This is a genomic window from Denitrificimonas caeni (genome assembly GCF_027498055.1).
Classification (GTDB): domain Bacteria; phylum Pseudomonadota; class Gammaproteobacteria; order Pseudomonadales; family Pseudomonadaceae; genus Denitrificimonas.
On the sequence record NZ_CP114976.1, the window covers coordinates 990,597 to 1,006,884 of the forward strand.

13 protein-coding genes are annotated in these 16,288 nt (G+C 55.2%); 5 read left to right on the plus strand and 8 right to left on the minus strand.

Annotation, left to right across the window (positions count from 1 at the left end):
* Positions 1-34: 34 nt before the first annotated feature.
* The 7 genes from O6P33_RS04775 to O6P33_RS04805 all read right to left on the minus strand — a co-directional run bounded on the left by O6P33_RS04775 (position 35) and on the right by O6P33_RS04805 (position 9,585).
* Positions 35-910: a metallophosphoesterase family protein gene (locus tag O6P33_RS04775; protein WP_269819084.1), complete on the minus strand. Its 876-nt coding sequence runs from the start codon at positions 908-910 to the stop codon at positions 35-37.
* Between the two features lie 191 nt (positions 911-1,101).
* The gene (locus O6P33_RS04780; protein WP_269819085.1) at positions 1,102-3,087 is read right to left on the minus strand and encodes a PhoX family protein; all 1,986 of its coding nucleotides are present in this window, start codon (positions 3,085-3,087) and stop codon (positions 1,102-1,104) included.
* A gap of 10 nt (positions 3,088-3,097) precedes the next feature.
* A complete protein-coding gene (locus O6P33_RS04785) occupies positions 3,098-3,904 on the minus strand; it encodes an energy transducer TonB (RefSeq protein ID WP_269819086.1) in 807 nt (268 codons plus the stop codon).
* 4 nt (positions 3,905-3,908) lie between these two features.
* Positions 3,909-4,349, minus strand: a complete 441-nt coding sequence (gene tolR / locus O6P33_RS04790; RefSeq protein WP_269819087.1) for a protein TolR — start codon at positions 4,347-4,349, stop codon at positions 3,909-3,911.
* A gap of 3 nt (positions 4,350-4,352) precedes the next feature.
* On the minus strand, positions 4,353-5,018 hold the full coding sequence (gene tolQ / locus O6P33_RS04795) for a protein TolQ (protein WP_269819463.1): 666 nt from the start codon (positions 5,016-5,018) through the stop codon (positions 4,353-4,355).
* A gap of 38 nt (positions 5,019-5,056) precedes the next feature.
* Complete coding sequence (locus O6P33_RS04800; RefSeq protein ID WP_269819088.1) at positions 5,057-6,997, minus strand: phytase; 1,941 nt, start codon at positions 6,995-6,997, stop codon at positions 5,057-5,059.
* A 68-nt stretch (positions 6,998-7,065) separates the two neighbouring features.
* Positions 7,066-9,585, minus strand: a complete 2,520-nt coding sequence (locus O6P33_RS04805; protein ID WP_269819089.1) for a TonB-dependent receptor — start codon at positions 9,583-9,585, stop codon at positions 7,066-7,068.
* A gap of 527 nt (positions 9,586-10,112) precedes the next feature.
* Between O6P33_RS04805 and O6P33_RS04810 the strand changes: the two genes are divergently transcribed.
* The gene (locus O6P33_RS04810) at positions 10,113-11,165 is read left to right on the plus strand and encodes an AraC family transcriptional regulator (protein ID WP_269819090.1); all 1,053 of its coding nucleotides are present in this window, start codon (positions 10,113-10,115) and stop codon (positions 11,163-11,165) included.
* A gap of 22 nt (positions 11,166-11,187) precedes the next feature.
* On the opposite strand, the gene O6P33_RS04815 is transcribed toward O6P33_RS04810, so the two are convergent.
* Positions 11,188-12,341 (minus strand): IS3 family transposase gene (locus tag O6P33_RS04815; protein ID WP_269819091.1). Its coding sequence is split into 2 segments (ribosomal slippage): positions 11,188-12,095 and positions 12,095-12,341, totalling 1,155 coding nucleotides; the frame shifts between segments, so codons are not numbered across the junction.
* Between the two features lie 72 nt (positions 12,342-12,413).
* On the opposite strand from O6P33_RS04815, the gene O6P33_RS04820 reads away from it, so the two are divergent.
* The 4 genes from O6P33_RS04820 (at position 12,414) to accC (ending at position 16,144) form a co-directional block, all read left to right on the plus strand.
* Positions 12,414-13,697 carry an OprO/OprP family phosphate-selective porin gene (locus tag O6P33_RS04820; RefSeq protein ID WP_269819092.1) on the plus strand — a complete coding sequence of 428 codons (1,284 nt, stop codon included), beginning with the start codon at positions 12,414-12,416 and terminating at the stop codon, positions 13,695-13,697.
* A 163-nt stretch (positions 13,698-13,860) separates the two neighbouring features.
* On the plus strand, positions 13,861-14,298 hold the full coding sequence (gene aroQ, locus O6P33_RS04825; protein WP_269819093.1) for a type II 3-dehydroquinate dehydratase: 438 nt from the start codon (positions 13,861-13,863) through the stop codon (positions 14,296-14,298).
* Between the two features lie 28 nt (positions 14,299-14,326).
* Positions 14,327-14,782: an acetyl-CoA carboxylase biotin carboxyl carrier protein gene (accB, locus tag O6P33_RS04830; RefSeq protein ID WP_269819094.1), complete on the plus strand. Its 456-nt coding sequence runs from the start codon at positions 14,327-14,329 to the stop codon at positions 14,780-14,782.
* 18 nt (positions 14,783-14,800) lie between these two features.
* Positions 14,801-16,144: an acetyl-CoA carboxylase biotin carboxylase subunit gene (gene accC, locus O6P33_RS04835; protein ID WP_269819095.1), complete on the plus strand. Its 1,344-nt coding sequence runs from the start codon at positions 14,801-14,803 to the stop codon at positions 16,142-16,144.
* The last annotated feature ends 144 nt before the right edge of the window (positions 16,145-16,288 follow it).

A 16,288-nucleotide genomic window follows, 5' to 3' on the forward strand; every position in this document is an offset into this window, starting at 1 on the left:
AGCCGAGCAAAGACTGTCGGAGGGCTGCCGAGCGTTACTTCTGCACTGCTCGTTCCAGTTTAAAGCGATAGTCATGTCGCTCTAGCGGGCCATCCAGTCCCACCTGGTAGGTATCCACAATCACTTGGTTGTCATCCATAACCGTCAATACGCGGAACATCGGCACGTGATGGTCTTCATCCGGGATCTTGGTGCGTTCCAGTGCAGGGATGTGCAGGTGATGCACGCCGTCGATCTGTTTGGAGTGCTCGGAGCGCTCCAGATCCATGTGCAGGTCGCCAGAGATCATGGCAATCAGGTTGGATTGGGCGCTGACTTCGGCGAAGCCTGGGTGGTGAATGCCCTTGTCGGCGCGCTCGGGGAAGGTGCCGGCGGGAGCGCCATGCACGACTAGCAGCACGGGCTTGGGATGCAGCTGCTGGATCTGCTGTTTCACCCAGGCGACACCTTGGTCATTGAAGTCCCGGCCTTCGTCGGGCGAGGCCATGACCAGTGCCAGTTGGTCGAACTCCTTGATGTAGCTGGGTCCCTCGATCTTGACCTTGCCTTCATTCCAGCGCTGGACGTATTCCATATAACGCTCCACGGTGGAGTCGTGTTCTTCGTTGCCCATGATCGGGTAGAACGGCAAGGTCAAGCGCTGAAGTACCGGGGTGACGGCTTCGTATTGCAGCTCGGTGCCCTTGTGGGCGATGTCACCGACGCCGATGACAAAGTCCAGATTGAGGGTGTCGGTCAGGTGGTTGACGTGGCCGACGGCCGCGGACACGCCGGGGAATTCTGCCTTGGGTTTGGGCTCGGCGTCGCCAAGAATAGCGAAGCGCAGCACGGGTTCAGCGGCGCTGGTCAGCGCCGGAGCCAGCGCGCTGGCGAGCAGTAGGCAGGTAGGTAACAGGGTGCGGAGTTTCATGTTTATTCCTTATAGTAGGTGGCTTGGTATTGGTGCAAAGGCGCGTGCTGGATTGCCGCCACCAGTGGCTCGCAATAGCCTGGGGACGTGAATTTTTTCCAATCATCACCCCCTATTGTCATTACGAAGCGCGCAACGCTGAAGTAATCCATTGGCAAAGGCTGGATTGGGGCGGTAGCCCATGGAAGTGATCAACTGCCAATCACCTGGCCCTGGTCATGGGTAATAACCACGGTGGTGGATCGGGGACGGCTGTGGCCGTCGCTGGCGGGGTAGCTGATGCCGGGGTGCTGGACGTTGATCCATAGGGTGCGGTAATCGGGAGTCCAGGTAATACCGGTAATCTCGCCGCCCCGTGGGCCGACCAGAAAGCGGCGTACTTCTTTAGTCTGCGGATCAGCGCAGAGCAGTTGGTTACAGCCAGTATTGACCGTGTGAGCCGCCTCTTCGTCGGAGTCGGTCTGGATCCACAAGCGGCCGGCGCCGTCGAAGGCCAGGCCGTCGGGGGAGGAAAAGATGTCGCCATTGATATTGCCGATCAGGTTGTCTAGCAATGGCTGGCCGTCAGCGTCTGTGGCGCCGGGCTGATCGCCAGCGAGCAAGAACACATCCCACTCGAAGGTGGTGGCGGTCGGGTCGGTATTGGCTTCGCGCCAGCGTATGATCTGGCCGTGCTGGTTGTTGGCTCTGGGGTTGGCGGCGTCCAGCGGGAAGCGACTGCCGCGGTCGCGGTTGTTGGTCAGGGTGATATACACCTCGCGGCTGACCGGGTGCACGGCGACCCATTCCGGGCGGTCCATCGGTGTGGCGCCGAGGATATCGGCAGCACCACGGGCGTTGAGCAAGACGGCCTGCTGATCGGCGAAGCCGTTGTCATCGGTCAGGCCGTGCTCGCCCCAGATCAGTGGCAGCCATTGTCCTGTTCCATTCTCATCGAAACGGGCGGCATACAGGGTGCCGCTATCCAGCAACTGGCGGCTGGCGCTGGGGTTGCTGGCGTCATGGCGGCCATCGGGCACAAATTTCCAGACGTATTCGCCCCGGGCGTCGTCGCCGGAATAGACCGCCATGCGGCCGTCATCGCCTAGCGAGACAACCGAGCATTCCCGACCCAAACGGCCCATGGCGGTACGCTTGATGGGTTTGCTGTCGGGGTCGAAGGGGTCGATCTCCACAACCCAGCCGAAGCGGTTTGGCTCGTTCACATGGCCAAGGTGGTTCTGGGTGGGATCCGGTGTGGCATCGAAGCGCGGATCCACCGACTCCCAGGCGTAATAGGCACTGCTCTGGCCTTGGCCGATGCCGTAGCGCTGATGGGTCGGGCGGGCCGCATGGTCGGCGGCGTTGCGGTTGACGAAGTAGTTGTGGAAGTTTTCTTCACAGGTCAGGTAGGTGCCCCAAGGCGTCACGCCCATGGAGCAGTTATTGAGCGTGCCCAGCACTTCGGTGCCGCTGGGATCGCTGATGGTGCGCATACGGAGGTCCCCGGCCAGTGGGCCGCTGATGGCCATCGGAGTCATGGCGCTGATGCGCCGGTGCAGACGCGAGCCTGCTACCCGCTGCCACTGGCCCTCGGCATTGCGGCGGATTTCCAGCACGCTGACGCCATGGGCGGCCTGTTCTTTACGTACCTGATCGATTGGCCGCTGGCGCCGACCGTCTTCCAGCTGGGCAAAGGTCAGGCCATCGGGGTGCAGGGTGGGGTTGATGTATTCGTGATTGAGCACCAGCAAGCCATGTTCGTTGGGGGCCTCTTCGAAGGGGAAGAAGTGCATGCCGTCGTGGTTGTCACCGGCCTGCAGCAGCTGCACCTGCCAGTCCTGGGAGGCGTCATCCAGCCACGCGGGGGCGTTATCCAGCACCGCATCGCCCCAGCTGAAGAAGGGCTGGGCGGTGTAGCCATCGGCTACCACAACTTGGTCGAAGGTTGGCGAAGTCTGCGCCGCTACACCGGTAAAGCCCATCAGCGGAGCGGCGGTCGGGGCGCCGGGATGGCGCTGACAACCAAGTAGACCACCGCCGAACAAGCCGATGGCGGCCAGTGCCAGGCCGCCCTTGATTACTTGGCGGCGGCTGCGGTTAATGATGGTGTCGAGATCGGCGGCCTGACTGGGGTTGAGCCGGCGATCGTCTACCGCAGCGAGGTCGGCGTGGTAATGCTGATGTTCTTGTCTCATGTTCTCTCCGTCATTGGATGCGATAGCGGAAGGTATTGCGGATACCGGATACCTCCACCGGCTGGCCGTTAATCAGGCGCGGCTGGTAACGGAAACTGTTGGCGGCGTTCAGTGAGGGGCGCTCAAACATCGGGTCGTCACAGGCACCATCGACTACCTGCGGGTTTTTTACCCGGCCCTCACGAGTCACCGTGTAGGTCACTGTGCAGTCTCCTTCCTTCCCGCTATCCAGTGCGCGGCGCGGGTAGGCCGGCGGCTTCTTGCTGATTGGCTGGTACTGGGCAATGGCGGCTTGTTCAGCGGCGCGGCGTGCAGCGTCTGCGTCGGCTAGCGCACGGGCTTCGGCAGCCAGCCGTTGCTGCTCGCGGGCGCGTTGTTCGGCCAGCTCACGTTCCTGTTGTTCATGGCGGGCCAGTTGTTCGCGTTCTTGTTGTCGCTGTTGCTCCAAGCGTCGCTGGGCGAGCCGTTGTTGCTCTTCTTGCACGCGCTGCTGCTGTTGCTCCAGTCGCTTACGGGCGATTTCCCCCTGATCGATCTGTGGTTCGGGTGGTTTAGGCTGGGCTTCGACAACCGGTTCTGGCTCAGGCGCTGGCTCCGGTACAGGCTCAGGTTCTGGCTCCGGCGTTGGACTGGGCAGAGTGACTAGCTGGGTAATCATCACCGTCTGTGGTGCGCTGGGTGGGGCCTGCGGCGACCAGCTGTGCCAGAGCATCAACACGGCGACGCCATGTATCAGGCCGGTGGCCAGCGTTGATGCCAGCCAGTGCTCCGGGCGACGGCGTGAAAGCGGGGCGGGGTTAGGGATCAGGTTGTTCATGTTGTCAGGGGGCCTCAGTGATCAGACCCAGGCGGCTGATGCCACCCTGTTGCAGGGCGGCCATACCTTCGATCACCAGACCGTAATCGGCGTGGCGGTCGGCACGGATAAATACCTGGGTCTCGGGACGGGCAACAACCAACGCACTGATGTGTTGGCGCATCTCTTCCAACGACTCGCTGCTGTCGCTGTAGTCTTCGGTATTCACCGTGTCACCCTCGTTCCAGTGGTAATGCCCCTGATCATCAATCGACAGGGTGACGATATTCAGCGGATCATTGTTGGGCATGGCTTCGCTGGCGACCTTCGGCAGTTCGATCTGGATGCCTTGAGTGATCATTGGTGCGGTGACCATGAAGATCACCAGCAACACCAGCATCACGTCGATATAAGGCACCACGTTCATTTCTGCATTGGGCCGCAGCTTTCTCCGAACCGGGCGCATGGCTTAGCTCCCCTTCCGGTTGTGCAGTCGGCGATGAAGGATGGTCGAGAACTCTTCGGCGAAGGTGTAATAGCGGCTGATCAGCCCTTCACTGCGGGCAGCAAAACGGTTGTAGGCGATCACTGCAGGAATTGCAGCGAACAGGCCAATGGCGGTGGCGATCAGAGCTTCAGCGATGCCCGGAGCGACCGCCGCCAAGGTAGCCTGCTCGGTTTGGGACAGGCCGATAAAAGAGTTCATGATGCCCCATACGGTCCCGAATAGGCCGATATAAGGGCTGACTGAGCCGACGGTGGCAAGGAACGGCAGGTGTTTTTCTAGTCGTTCCTCTTCTCGGGAAATGGCCACGCGCATGGCACGCTGGACACCTTCCATGACCGCGTCGGGCTCGCTTTCCTGATCACTCAGGTGGGCGAACTCATGGTAGCCGGCGTGGAAAATGCCTTCCACGCCTGGGGTTTCTGCTGTTTGCGTCTGGTATAACTGGCCCAAATTAGTGCCTTTGCTCCAGAAGCTCTGTTCGAAGCGCGTCAGCGAATTCCCTGCGGAGCTCATCAGGCTGCTGCGCTGAACAATCAGAAACCAAGAGATGATTGAGGCCAAGATTAGGATCAACATAACCAGTTGCACCAGCAGGCTGGCGTCAGCGATCAGTGTCCAAGGTGACATGCTGTGTGTTGTCGGTATAGGCAAGGGTAGGTTCTCCATTAGTCGAGTTGTAATGCGTCGGCAATGCTCTGCCATGGCACAAATTTGTAGTTCTGGTTGCCTTCAGGCATACGTTTGCGTCCGTCCTGCACCATTAGCATGCCTTGGCTCCATTGCCCGCCGAGGTTGGCTGAGGTGACTTCTAAGCCATCGGTTTCGGATACACCATCAATGCCTAGGGCACTGTTCAGGCCGACACGAAAACTGCCGCGCAGCTGATAGGGTGGTTCGGCATTAATCACCACGTAGCTATCATTACCCTGACTGGAGATCACCAGATAAGGATGTTGCGGATGCTGATAGATAGCCAGCCCTTCGATGTCTGCTTCGATCAGGCCGCCGATGCCGATCACACGGGTCATCTCGGTGGAGGCGTTTTCACCTGCATCCAGCGCCCACACGGCTGTGTCTTCCTCGCCGATAAATAAGCGTTGGCGCTGATCATCCATCACGCAGCCCTCCGGTTGGGTGGCGACGGCAAATTCGCGCACCAGCGTGCCGCTAAGCTCGCCTTGGCTGCCGTCCAGTCGGTATTGCACAAAGCGCCCATCTTGGTCGTTGGCAATGGCGTACATGGCACCGTCATTGCTTTGACCCATACAGAGGCCGTAGATGTCCGACAGGGCAGTGGCAATCTGGCCCAGTTCGCTGATCTGGCCGTTGGCAGGATCGATGGTAAACACCTGCAGGCTGTTGTGGTCACGGTTGCTGGCCACCGCTAGGTCGACTTGGCGCTCACCCAGTTGGAAGCCGTGGCGCACATCGACGTTGTTCAGTCGGCCGACCGGCAGATACTGCAGTTGCTTGCCGTTAAGATCGTATACCGCCAAACCGTTGCGTTTGTCGGTGCCCAGTACTCTGGACGCACTCGGGTCGCTGGGGTGTAGCCAGATAGCCGGGTCATCGGCGGCATCGCCGGGACTGGGAATCAGCTCGGTCTGTACGGTGGGCAGCAGTACTGGCAGCTTGGCAGTGGCAGGCAGGGCGCTGACCGGCCAGTCGATACGGGTCTGGTAGAGCTTGTCGTCGTCGCCATCGACCAGCAGCAATTGATGCTGGCTTTCGGCGCTGTGTACAGTGAGGCGTTCTGGCTCGATGCTGCCGTCCAGTGTGATGGGCTCAAGGCTGTCCCAGCCATCCTCGCTCAGGCGGTAACGGTGCAGTTGCTGGGCATCGGCATCCAGGGCTAGCAGGCCGCCGGGTACAGTAGCCAAGCCCGCTACCATGTGCTGAATGGCGCCAAAGGGCTTGACCATATCCACCGGCTGGCGGCTCTGTTCTGCTTCGGGATGGGCGCCATAGGCCCAGATACCGATGCTTTCCTCGCTGACATATAACAGGTGCTGTTGATCGTCTACTGCACAGTGCTCGCCTTCCGGAGGTAGGCGTAGGCTGCGTACATGGGCGGCGCTATCCAGCAGGCCGCTGGGGTTGCCGACCAGCCACTGATCGCCCATACCTTCCTCGCCGACCACGAACAGATGCAGATTTTTCGATTCGTCCTGATACAGACAGAGGTTTTCGATACGGTAACTGGTGGCCGGTAGCACCAGTTGCTGCTGTATATGCAGATTGGCGGCTTCGGCGCGCAGCAGGGTCGGTTGCTGACTTCTGGTCTGGGTGGTTGCGATCAGCAGTTGATCGTCCTGTTGGCGCACATCCAAGCTATAAAAGTGACCGGGGTGCTGGGCAAGGCGGTTGCCCTTGGCGTCTAGCAGCCAGATGCCCTTAGCATCCGCAGCCAGCCGTTGATTATTCGCCAGCAATTGCCAGGATTCGGCCCCTGCGGCATGGCTCGGCTGCCAGTGTTGTAGTTTACTTGAGGCTGGTGTAACGGCCGTCTCTACTGCAGTGGAGCTGTTGGAGTCGGCGTTGGAACAACCCAACAACAGGCTGGACAGGGCCAGCGCGGCGAGGGGTTTAAGTGGGTATCGCTGCATGAATATTTCCGTACTGATAAAAGGTCTGGGGCGTGGTGGCAGGTAGAGCGCCTACCACCCGTGCTGAATCAGAAGTGGTTAAGGGTCAGGCCGATCTTGTAGCTGGGGCCGTATTCCTCGTACTGGCTGTTGTAGCGGCGCTTGCCGGTATAGACGTAATAGGATTCGTCGGTGAGGTTCTGTGCCTCGAAGAACACCTGCAGGTTTTCGCGCAGGAAGTAGCTGGCGCTAAAGTCAACGAACAGCTGATCGTCAACCGTGTAGTCATAACGCTTATCCAGCACGCTACCGACCTCATGCAGATAGTCAGACTTGTAGTTGGCTGATAAACGCAGGCTGGTACGGTCGTTTTCCCAGCCCAGTGTTAGGTTTCCGGTGATATCAGATTGTCCGGGCAGACTGATGCTACGGCTGCGCATGCTGCCAAGATCGGGGTCGAACTGTTCGATGTCGGCGTCCGAACGGGTGAAAGTACCGTTGGCGTTCAGTAATAGGCCATTCCAAGGTGCTGGCAACCAGCTAAATTTCTGCGAGTAGGCCAACTCCAAACCGTAGACTTTGGCGCTGTCACCGTTGACCGAGGTGATGGCTTCGCTGAAGTCGGTATAGGCGCCGGTGCCTGCAATGTCGGCGGTGTAGACAAAGTTTTTGATGTCCTTGTAGAACACGAACGCGGAGATGGCCCCAGCACGGCCCATGTAATGTTCGATGCCGAGGTCAAAGTTAGCAGACTCTAGGGGCTTGAGATTAGGATTGCCAAACTCGGCCTCGTCGTCATCCAGCACAAAGCCGGGGAACAGCTGGCCAAAGGTCGGGCGCACCACGCTGTTGGTCCAGGCCGCGCGGATCTGGGTCTTGTCATTGAGCTGATAGATACCGTGTAAGCCGGGCAGCCAGTGGTCGTATTTCTTACTGGTGTTATTGGCAAAAAAACCATTTTCATCCAGCCCGGTGCCTTGGGCTTTCATGCGAGTGCCTTCATAGCGCAGACCGGCAATGATGCGCAGGTCATCAATATCCAGAGTGTTCATCACATAGGCGGCGTTGATATCTTCTTCGATAGTGAAGTCGTTGATGCGCGATTCCTGTTCATCGTAGAATTCGTCACGATTCAGGCCGCTGATTAAGTCTTTTACCGCGTTGTCGGAAATCGCCGGCCCGAAGCGGCCCAAGCCGTAATCAGTCGTGCCGCGGGTAAAGCCGGGCATATTCAGTTGCTCAGCGCTGAAACCCAGCGTGTCGAAATCTTCGTAGATCCAGACATCTAGGTCATTGTCCTTCTGCCGACGGCTGAGCTTGCCACCAAAGGCCAGGCGCGAGGGCATGCTGTTCAGATAAAAGTCTCGGGTCAGGTCAAGTTTGATGTTTTTCTCGGTATCGGTGGTGCGGTGCTTTTCCCACTCCACCTCGGCCAGGGAAAAGTTGCTCGGGTCATAGATATTCTGCCCAGCCTGCAACTGCGGCTTGCGCATACCGCCATAGCCGACGTCTGCGAAATCACCTTCGAAAGCGGCGCTGGCAATACCACCGGGGTTCTTCTCGCCAGCCTCGCTATAGCCGGCTTGAGCATTGACGCCCCAGTCACCTAGTTGACGCTTGCCACCGAAGACAAAGCTCTTGACCTCCTGAGTATCGGTACGTGCTTTGAGTTTACGGCTGACTTCAGCATCACTCAGCTCGCCAGCCAATTGTGGATCGGCAAACTTGGTGACCATGCTTTGGCGCACCTCATCGTCCTTGAATCGGCTATAAAGGCTGCGCAACCAGATCTCGCTGTGCTCGTCTGGCCGGTAATCCAGGTTCAGACCGAAACCGGTGCGCTCTCGGGTGATGTCGTAGCGGCGCTGTTCCAGTTTTCCTAAGCGGTCGCCGTCATCGAAATCCCAGGCGCCACCGGTCTCGACGTTGTCGGAACCGAATTCCCGCTCCTGCCAACTCAGGGCAGCGGCGACGCCAAAGTTGTCGATCCCATCACCGATGCTGAAGCGGTTGCTGAAGGCGCCGGACAGCTTAGGGCTATTCTTGCCGGTGTTGTCATCATGACTGCCTTCGGCGCTGAGGCTGTAGAACAGACCATCGTGATCAAAGGCCGACAGGCTTTCCACCTCAATGGTGCCGCCGAGGGAGTTGGCGTCCATGTCCGGGGTCAGGGTCTTGACCACCGACAGCGACTGGATCAGTTCGCTGGGCAACACGTCCATGGCGACCGCCCGGCGGTCGTCCTCAGGGGCGGGTACCAGCGTGCCATTGATGGTCACGCTGTTGAGATCGGAACCCAAGCCACGGACCCGCACAAAGCGGCCTTCACCCTGGTCACGCTCGACCGATATACCTGGGATGCGTTGCAGTGCCTCGGCGGCGTTGTCGTCCGGCATCTGGCCGATGGCGTCGGCGTGCACCACGCTCTTGATGGTATTGGCGCGGCGCTGATCATCCAGCGCCTGCTCCAGTTGAGCGGCCTGGCCGATCACATCAACCACTTCCGGTTGCTGCGCCTGCGCAGCAACCGGAATACTGACGGCGATAGCCAGCGCCAGAGCGCTGAGACGAAACCCGGTACTTCGGGCGGTAGCGAATTGCACAGACATTGTTCTTCTCCTGCAGTATGCGGCCGTTGGCGGGGCCGTTCTGGGGATGCATCTTAGGTACAGCAGATGTCAGTTATGTGACGATGTGGTGAGTCAAGGCGGATAATAGGCTTAGTCGGCACTAAAAGCGGTCAGTTTTGAGCTGATTTGACTCTGCTTGGTAGGTTGCTGGTTGGGTGTGAGCCTATCCTCAACGCAGGTGCCGGCTGCAGGCCGGGATTGTTGCTTTCTGCCGGCTTGACATGCCGGCGTCGGATCGCTTTAAGGCTCGTTATGGTACGGGGTTGGTCAAAGGCTTAGGCGCACAGTGATACTCGGCTGAGCTGATATGACCCCTTGCCTGTCACTAGGCTGTCATACCTATTTGCTTAGCTAGGTAGTAGTAAGGAGAATGACTATGCGATCCATGCTTGCCGCCCATCGTATACAGCTGACCCAGCTCATGCTGCCCAATCTGCGCGCGCGTGACCTGCTGCAACGGCTGAGCATTTTCATGGCTCGAGCCAAACAAAACCTAAGGGTGTGTTATGCATAAGCTCGCAGGGAATGGCAGCTGGCTGGAATGTGACACGCGTTTTATCCCTGCGCACTATCAGCCGGCCAGCCTGATTGATCTGGCCCTGGGTCGGGGCGTGAATGCCCATCGATTGTTGCAAGGTACAGGGCTGTTTCACGAGGATATTCTTACCGGTAATCGGCTGATCAGTGCGCAGCAGTTTCTGAGCTTGATTAGTAATTTTCAGCAGCAAATCCCAGCTGATGACACCAGCTTCCTGATCGGTCAACAGTGGTTGCCCGGGCATTACGGCGCGGCCAGTCATGCCCTGCGCCATGCTGCCAACTTGCTGGAAGCGTTGGAACGGCTGGTCCGTCTGCAGCCGTTGCTCTGGCCATTGTTGCGGCTAAGGCTGCGCATTGATGAGCAATATGTCTGGCTGGAGTGGGGCGATAGCTTTGGCGCTGACGCGCAGGGCATGTTTCTTATCGAGGCGAGCATGGCTGCGGTGACCGGTATGAGCCAGTGGCTGTCCGGGCAACGGTTGCCATGGGTATTTCATCTGGCCTGCGACCAGCCGCGCTATATCGAGCAGTATTGGGTGCATCTGGGCGAGGAGTTGCGCTTTGCTTGCCCACTGAATCAGATGTGTCTGCCCCGCAGCTTTCTGCATCAGTCCTGGACCGGCGCCTCGGTCACTGCTGGCCAAGTCGCTGAACAGGAGGGGTTGGCCATGCTGGATGCTCTACCAGCCGAGAGCAGTCTGCTGGATGCCCTGCATGACTATCTAGTGCAACACGCCCGTCAGCCGCTGCGACTGGAAGGGGTAGCCAAGGCTTTCGGCATGAGCCCGGCCACACTCAAGCGCAAATTGCACAAACACGGCACTGGTTTTCAGCAGCAACTTGATCGGGCTCGCGCCAGTGTAGCGATGGATCTCTATCAGAGTCGTGGTTACGCCAGTGACGAGGTAGCGCAATACCTCAACTTCAATGACCGGGCCAACTTCCGTCGTTCTCTGCGCCGGTGGACGGGGTTGCTGCCGAGCGAGCTACGGGACTGGTTGGCCAATGCAGGCCACTGAGTGGTGATAAGGCCTGACTTTCTCAGACACTTTTTTGATTCATAAAATACTGCTTTTCATAGTTCATTGGTGACACCCGCTGATTGTGCGTGTGCCTGCGTTTTGGATTGTAAAACATCTCGATGTAATGAAATATAGCCCGCTTTGCTTCTTCCCGTGTTTTGTACTTATGGCGGCGTATTTTTTCTTTTTTAAGGTTGCCAAAGAAGCTTTCAGCAACGGCATTATCCCAACAATTGCCTCTGCGGCTCATGCTGGCTTCCATATTAAGTGAACTGAACAACGTCCTAAAATCACGGCTGCTGTATTGAGAGCCTTGATCCGAATGCAGTCGCACAGTGCCTTCTGGTTTACGGCGCCAATAAGCAGCCATTAAAGCATCTTGAACCAGAGTGTCAGTCATCCGCTCAGACATCGACCAGCCAACAATGCTGCGTGCGAACAAGTCCATGACCACCGCTAAGAACAAGAAGCCTTCCTGGGTGTGAATGTAGGTGATATCGCTGACCCACCACTGGTTTGGTGCAGACACATTAAAAGCACGGTCGAGCGTGTTGGGCGCTGTGATATCAGGCTTACCACTATAATAACCTTTAGGTCTTTTATAGCCGCGTTGCGCACAAATCTGCGCCAATCGCATTAATCTCAGTGTTCGATCGCGCCCACATTTGATACCAGCCTCAGCAAGATCAAGATGGATGTTGCGATAGCCATAGTGTCCACCGCTTGCCAGCCAATAGTGTTTAACCAGAGGCAATAAGCGCTGATCATCCTTGCACCGCTTGCTCTCTGGCGCTTTAACCCAAGCGTAATAGCTGCTGTGATGAACACGCATCACTTTGCAAAGCAAGCGCACAGGATAACGGTGGCGACGAGATTTTATGAACGCGTACCGTTCTTTGACTCGCTGGCAAAGAACACGGCGGCCTCCTTTAAGATGTTGCGCTCTTGCTCAACACGCTTCAGTTCGCGCTTTAAACGGGCGATTTCTGTTTGTAAATCATTATCTTCCAGTCGTTTTTTAACCGGTTTGGAAAAGATCTTAATCCAGTTGTACAGCGTCTTATCGCTGATGCCTAAGCGCGTAGCAACGTCTACAACAGCATAACCATGGACGGTCACTTGGTTGACAGCTTCTTGCTTAAACTCATCTGAATAACGGTAGCCTTTGCTCATGTTTAACCCCTTATGGTTGTTTATCTTTTTACCATAAAAAGTGTCGGGGTTAGTCAGGCCTTATCATATTGAATGAATCGGATATGTACCAAGACAGCCGTTTATCAGGTTTTTGCTGTGAGCACTTTAGCAGTGTTTATTTCAGTACAAGCCACAGCGGGGACAGTGACTACCGATGGTCCTGATATCGCCATAAAAACCAAGGGTGGTTTTGCCGTAGCGACTGTGGATCAGGCTTTTTCGTTTAAGTTGGGCGGGCGTATCCAAGCCGATTTTGATCAGTTTGATGGAATTTATACCAAAAATGGTAAGAGTGCCAATGAGGCGTATTTCCGTCGCGCCACTTTAGAAGTGTCGGGGCATGCTTATCACGACTGGCAGTATGCATTTAAGCTGAACTTTGCTGATGATGGTAATAGTAAGTGGGATGAGGCTTCCATTGCGTACACAGGCTTTAAGCCCGTTAAAGTCAAAGTGGGGCGTTTTGATCCTGACTTTGGTTTGGAAAAAGCCACCAGCTCGAAATGGATCAGCACCATTGAACGCTCGATCATTTATGACGCAGGCGACTGGGTCAATGATAATCAAGACGGCATGGGCATCCAGATGAGCGCTAGCAGCGGAATGTTGTATGGTTCTGCAGGAATAAATCGCGGCAAAGATAACGAAGACAGTAATGGTAGAAATAATAATACTTATAACCTGCGCGGTGTGATTGCGCCCATGGCTGAAGCCGGTAATGTGCTGCACTTGGGTTTAAATTATGCCAAGCGTAGCACTGAAGACTTTGATGGGCGTATTCGTTCCCGGCTTGGTGTTCGTGGCACAACCGAAGACAAAACGAATGGCAACCGTCCTGTACTCGCTAGCAGCCGAGGTGGTCAGTTTGATGGCGATACTGCTTGGGGCTTAGAAGCAGCTTATGCACGAGGACCTTTCTCAGTACAAAGTGAGTACCTGCGTCGCGATATAGCAGCGAAATCTGGCTCAATGATGAAGGATAGAGAAGCCAGTGGCTATAACGTGCAACTTGCTTACACCTTAACGGGTGAGCCGCGAGGCTATAAACTGGATGGCGGTAAGTTTGAAGGAATTAAACCTAATGATAAGCAAATAGGTGCTTGGGAACTGGTTTATCGCTATGACAATCTGACTGTTAAAAATGCTGATATGAATCCAGTAGGCAAGTTTTATGATACAGAGGCAAAAGTACACACCGTTGGTGTGAACTGGTATGCCAATGACGCCATTCGAGTTTCGGCTAACTATCTAAAAGCTAAGACTGACAAAGTGGTAAACGCTGCTAATGATGACAGTGGTGACGCTGTCAGTCTGCGTGTGCAGTACGTTTTCTAAAAAAGTAATCATGTTGTAGTTTGATGTGCTCCTTTTACCCCGCTTTAGCGGGGTTTTTTTACTGGCTAGATAGGTAATAAATCGACTTTTTCTATGCAATTGCTGACAATCACCGCAAAACGAGGCATATTCAACCTATTATTTTCTAGCGCAAGGTTTTTGAATGGCGTCTTTTCTAGTTTTGCATGGCCCGAATTTAAATCTACTGGGCACCCGTGAGCCAGATGTGTATGGCGCAACCACATTAGCGCAGATTAACCAGGCTTTAGTCGCGCAAGCACAGGCTGCAGGACATCGTTTAGAATTTTTACAAAGTAATGCTGAGCACCTGCTGATTGAGCGAATTCATGCGGCTCAAGCGGAAAAAGTCGATTGTATAATCATTAATCCAGCAGCTTTTACTCATACCAGTGTCGCATTGCGTGACGCGTTGCTTGCTGTGAACATCCCATTCTTTGAAGTGCACCTTTCTAATGTGCATAAACGAGAACAATTTCGTCATCATTCCTACTTTTCAGATGTGGCTGTAGGTGTGATTTGCGGTCTAGGCGCCAGCGGTTACCGTTACGCTTTAGACGCAGCAATTGAACATATTAAATAACAACCTCTCAATATTGGAGTCAGGGTCTATGGATATTCGTAAAGTTAAAAAGCTCATTGAATTGCTGGAAGAGTCGGGCATTGATGAGTTAGAAATCCACGAGGGCGAAGAGTCCGTTCGTATTAGTCGTCATAGCAAACAAGTCGCGCAACAGCAGCCTGTCTATGCCGCTGCTCCACAAGCAGCAGCGCCAGCCCCCGTTGCTGCAGTAGAACCCGAAGCTGAGGGTGCATCTTGCCCTAAATACACCGGTACCGTAGCACGCTCACCAATGGTTGGAACTTTCTACCGTGCTGGTTCGCCTACTTCCGAGGATTTTGTATCCGTAGGCCAGACCGTGAAAAAAGGCGATGTGTTGTGCATCGTTGAAGCAATGAAAATGATGAACCATATTGAAGCCGAAGTAGGTGGAGTGATTGATTCGATCCTAGTCGACAATGGCCAGCCGGTTGAGTATGACCAACCTTTATTCACCATTGTCTAACTGACTTAGGAGTTTACAATGTTGAAGAAAGTCCTGATTGCTAACCGTGGTGAAATTGCCTTGCGCATTCTCCGCGCCTGTAAAGAATTAGGTATCAAAACAGTAGCGGTGCACTCAACTGCAGACCGCGAACTGATGCATTTGTCTTTAGCTGATGAGTCTGTTTGCATTGGCCCGGCACCAGGTGCCTTATCGTACTTACATATTCCGGCTATTATTGCTGCCGCTGAAGTCACCGGAGCTACAGCGATTCACCCAGGTTACGGTTTCTTGGCAGAAAACGCCGACTTTGCTGAGCAGGTGGAAAACTCTGGGTTTGCCTTTGTGGGGCCTAGCGCAGCAGTGATTCGTTTGATGGGCGACAAGGTTTCTGCAAAAGAAGCAATGAAAGCCGCAGGCGTACCCATAGTGCCAGGCTCTGATGGTGCCTTACCTGAAGATCCTGAGAAGGCTTTGGCTATCGCCCGAGAGGTTGGCTACCCTGTCATCATTAAAGCGTCTGGCGGTGGTGGTGGGCGCGGTATGCGTGTGGTACACAAAGAGGAAGACTTGATTCGTGCGGCGGAATTGACCCGTAACGAAGGGGCGCAGATCTTTGGCAACCCCATGGTCTACCTAGAAAAGTATTTAATGAATCCACGTCACGTGGAAGTTCAGGTGCTGGCTGATGGCCAAGGTAATGCTGTGCACTTAGGTGATCGTGACTGTTCATTGCAGCGTCGCCACCAAAAAGTTATTGAGGAAGCACCAGCTCCCGATATTGATGAAGAAGCGCGTCAGCGTGTTTATGCTCGCTGTATTAAAGCCTGTAATGAGATTGGTTACCGTGGTGCGGGTACGTTTGAGTTCCTCTATGAAGATGGACGTTTCTACTTTATTGAAATGAACACCCGTATTCAGGTTGAGCACCCGATCACTGAGATGATTACCGGAGTTGATATCGTTAAAGAAATGCTGAGCATTGCAGCGGGTAATAAGCTGTCAATTAAGCAAGAAGATATCAAGTTTACCGGGCATTCCATTGAGTGCCGGATTAACGCTGAAGACCCAGATAACTTTATGCCTAGCCCAGGTTTAGTGAAGCATTTTCACGCTCCAGGCGGTAACGGTGTGCGTATGGACACGCATCTGTACAGTGGTTACACAGTGCCACCTAACTATGATTCCCTGATTGGTAAAATCATTACTTGGGGCGCGACCCGTGAAGAGTCGATGGCGCGGATGCGTAATGCTTTAGATGAGATCATTATTGATGGCATTAAAAGTAATGTGTTATTGCACCGTGACCTGCTCAATGACAAAGGTTTCTGTGAGGGCGGGGTGAATATTCACTACCTCGAGAAAAAACTTGGCATGAGCTAAGCAGTCGCTGTATTAACAAAAAAGCCGATCTAGTTTGATCGGCTTTTTTGTTTGGGCTCGATGTTAATTGGCATGAGCTGCTGGAGTGTTTGCGCGCATGACTTTAAGTGCGTACTCCTTCTCGTCGCGAGGACTATAGGGCAG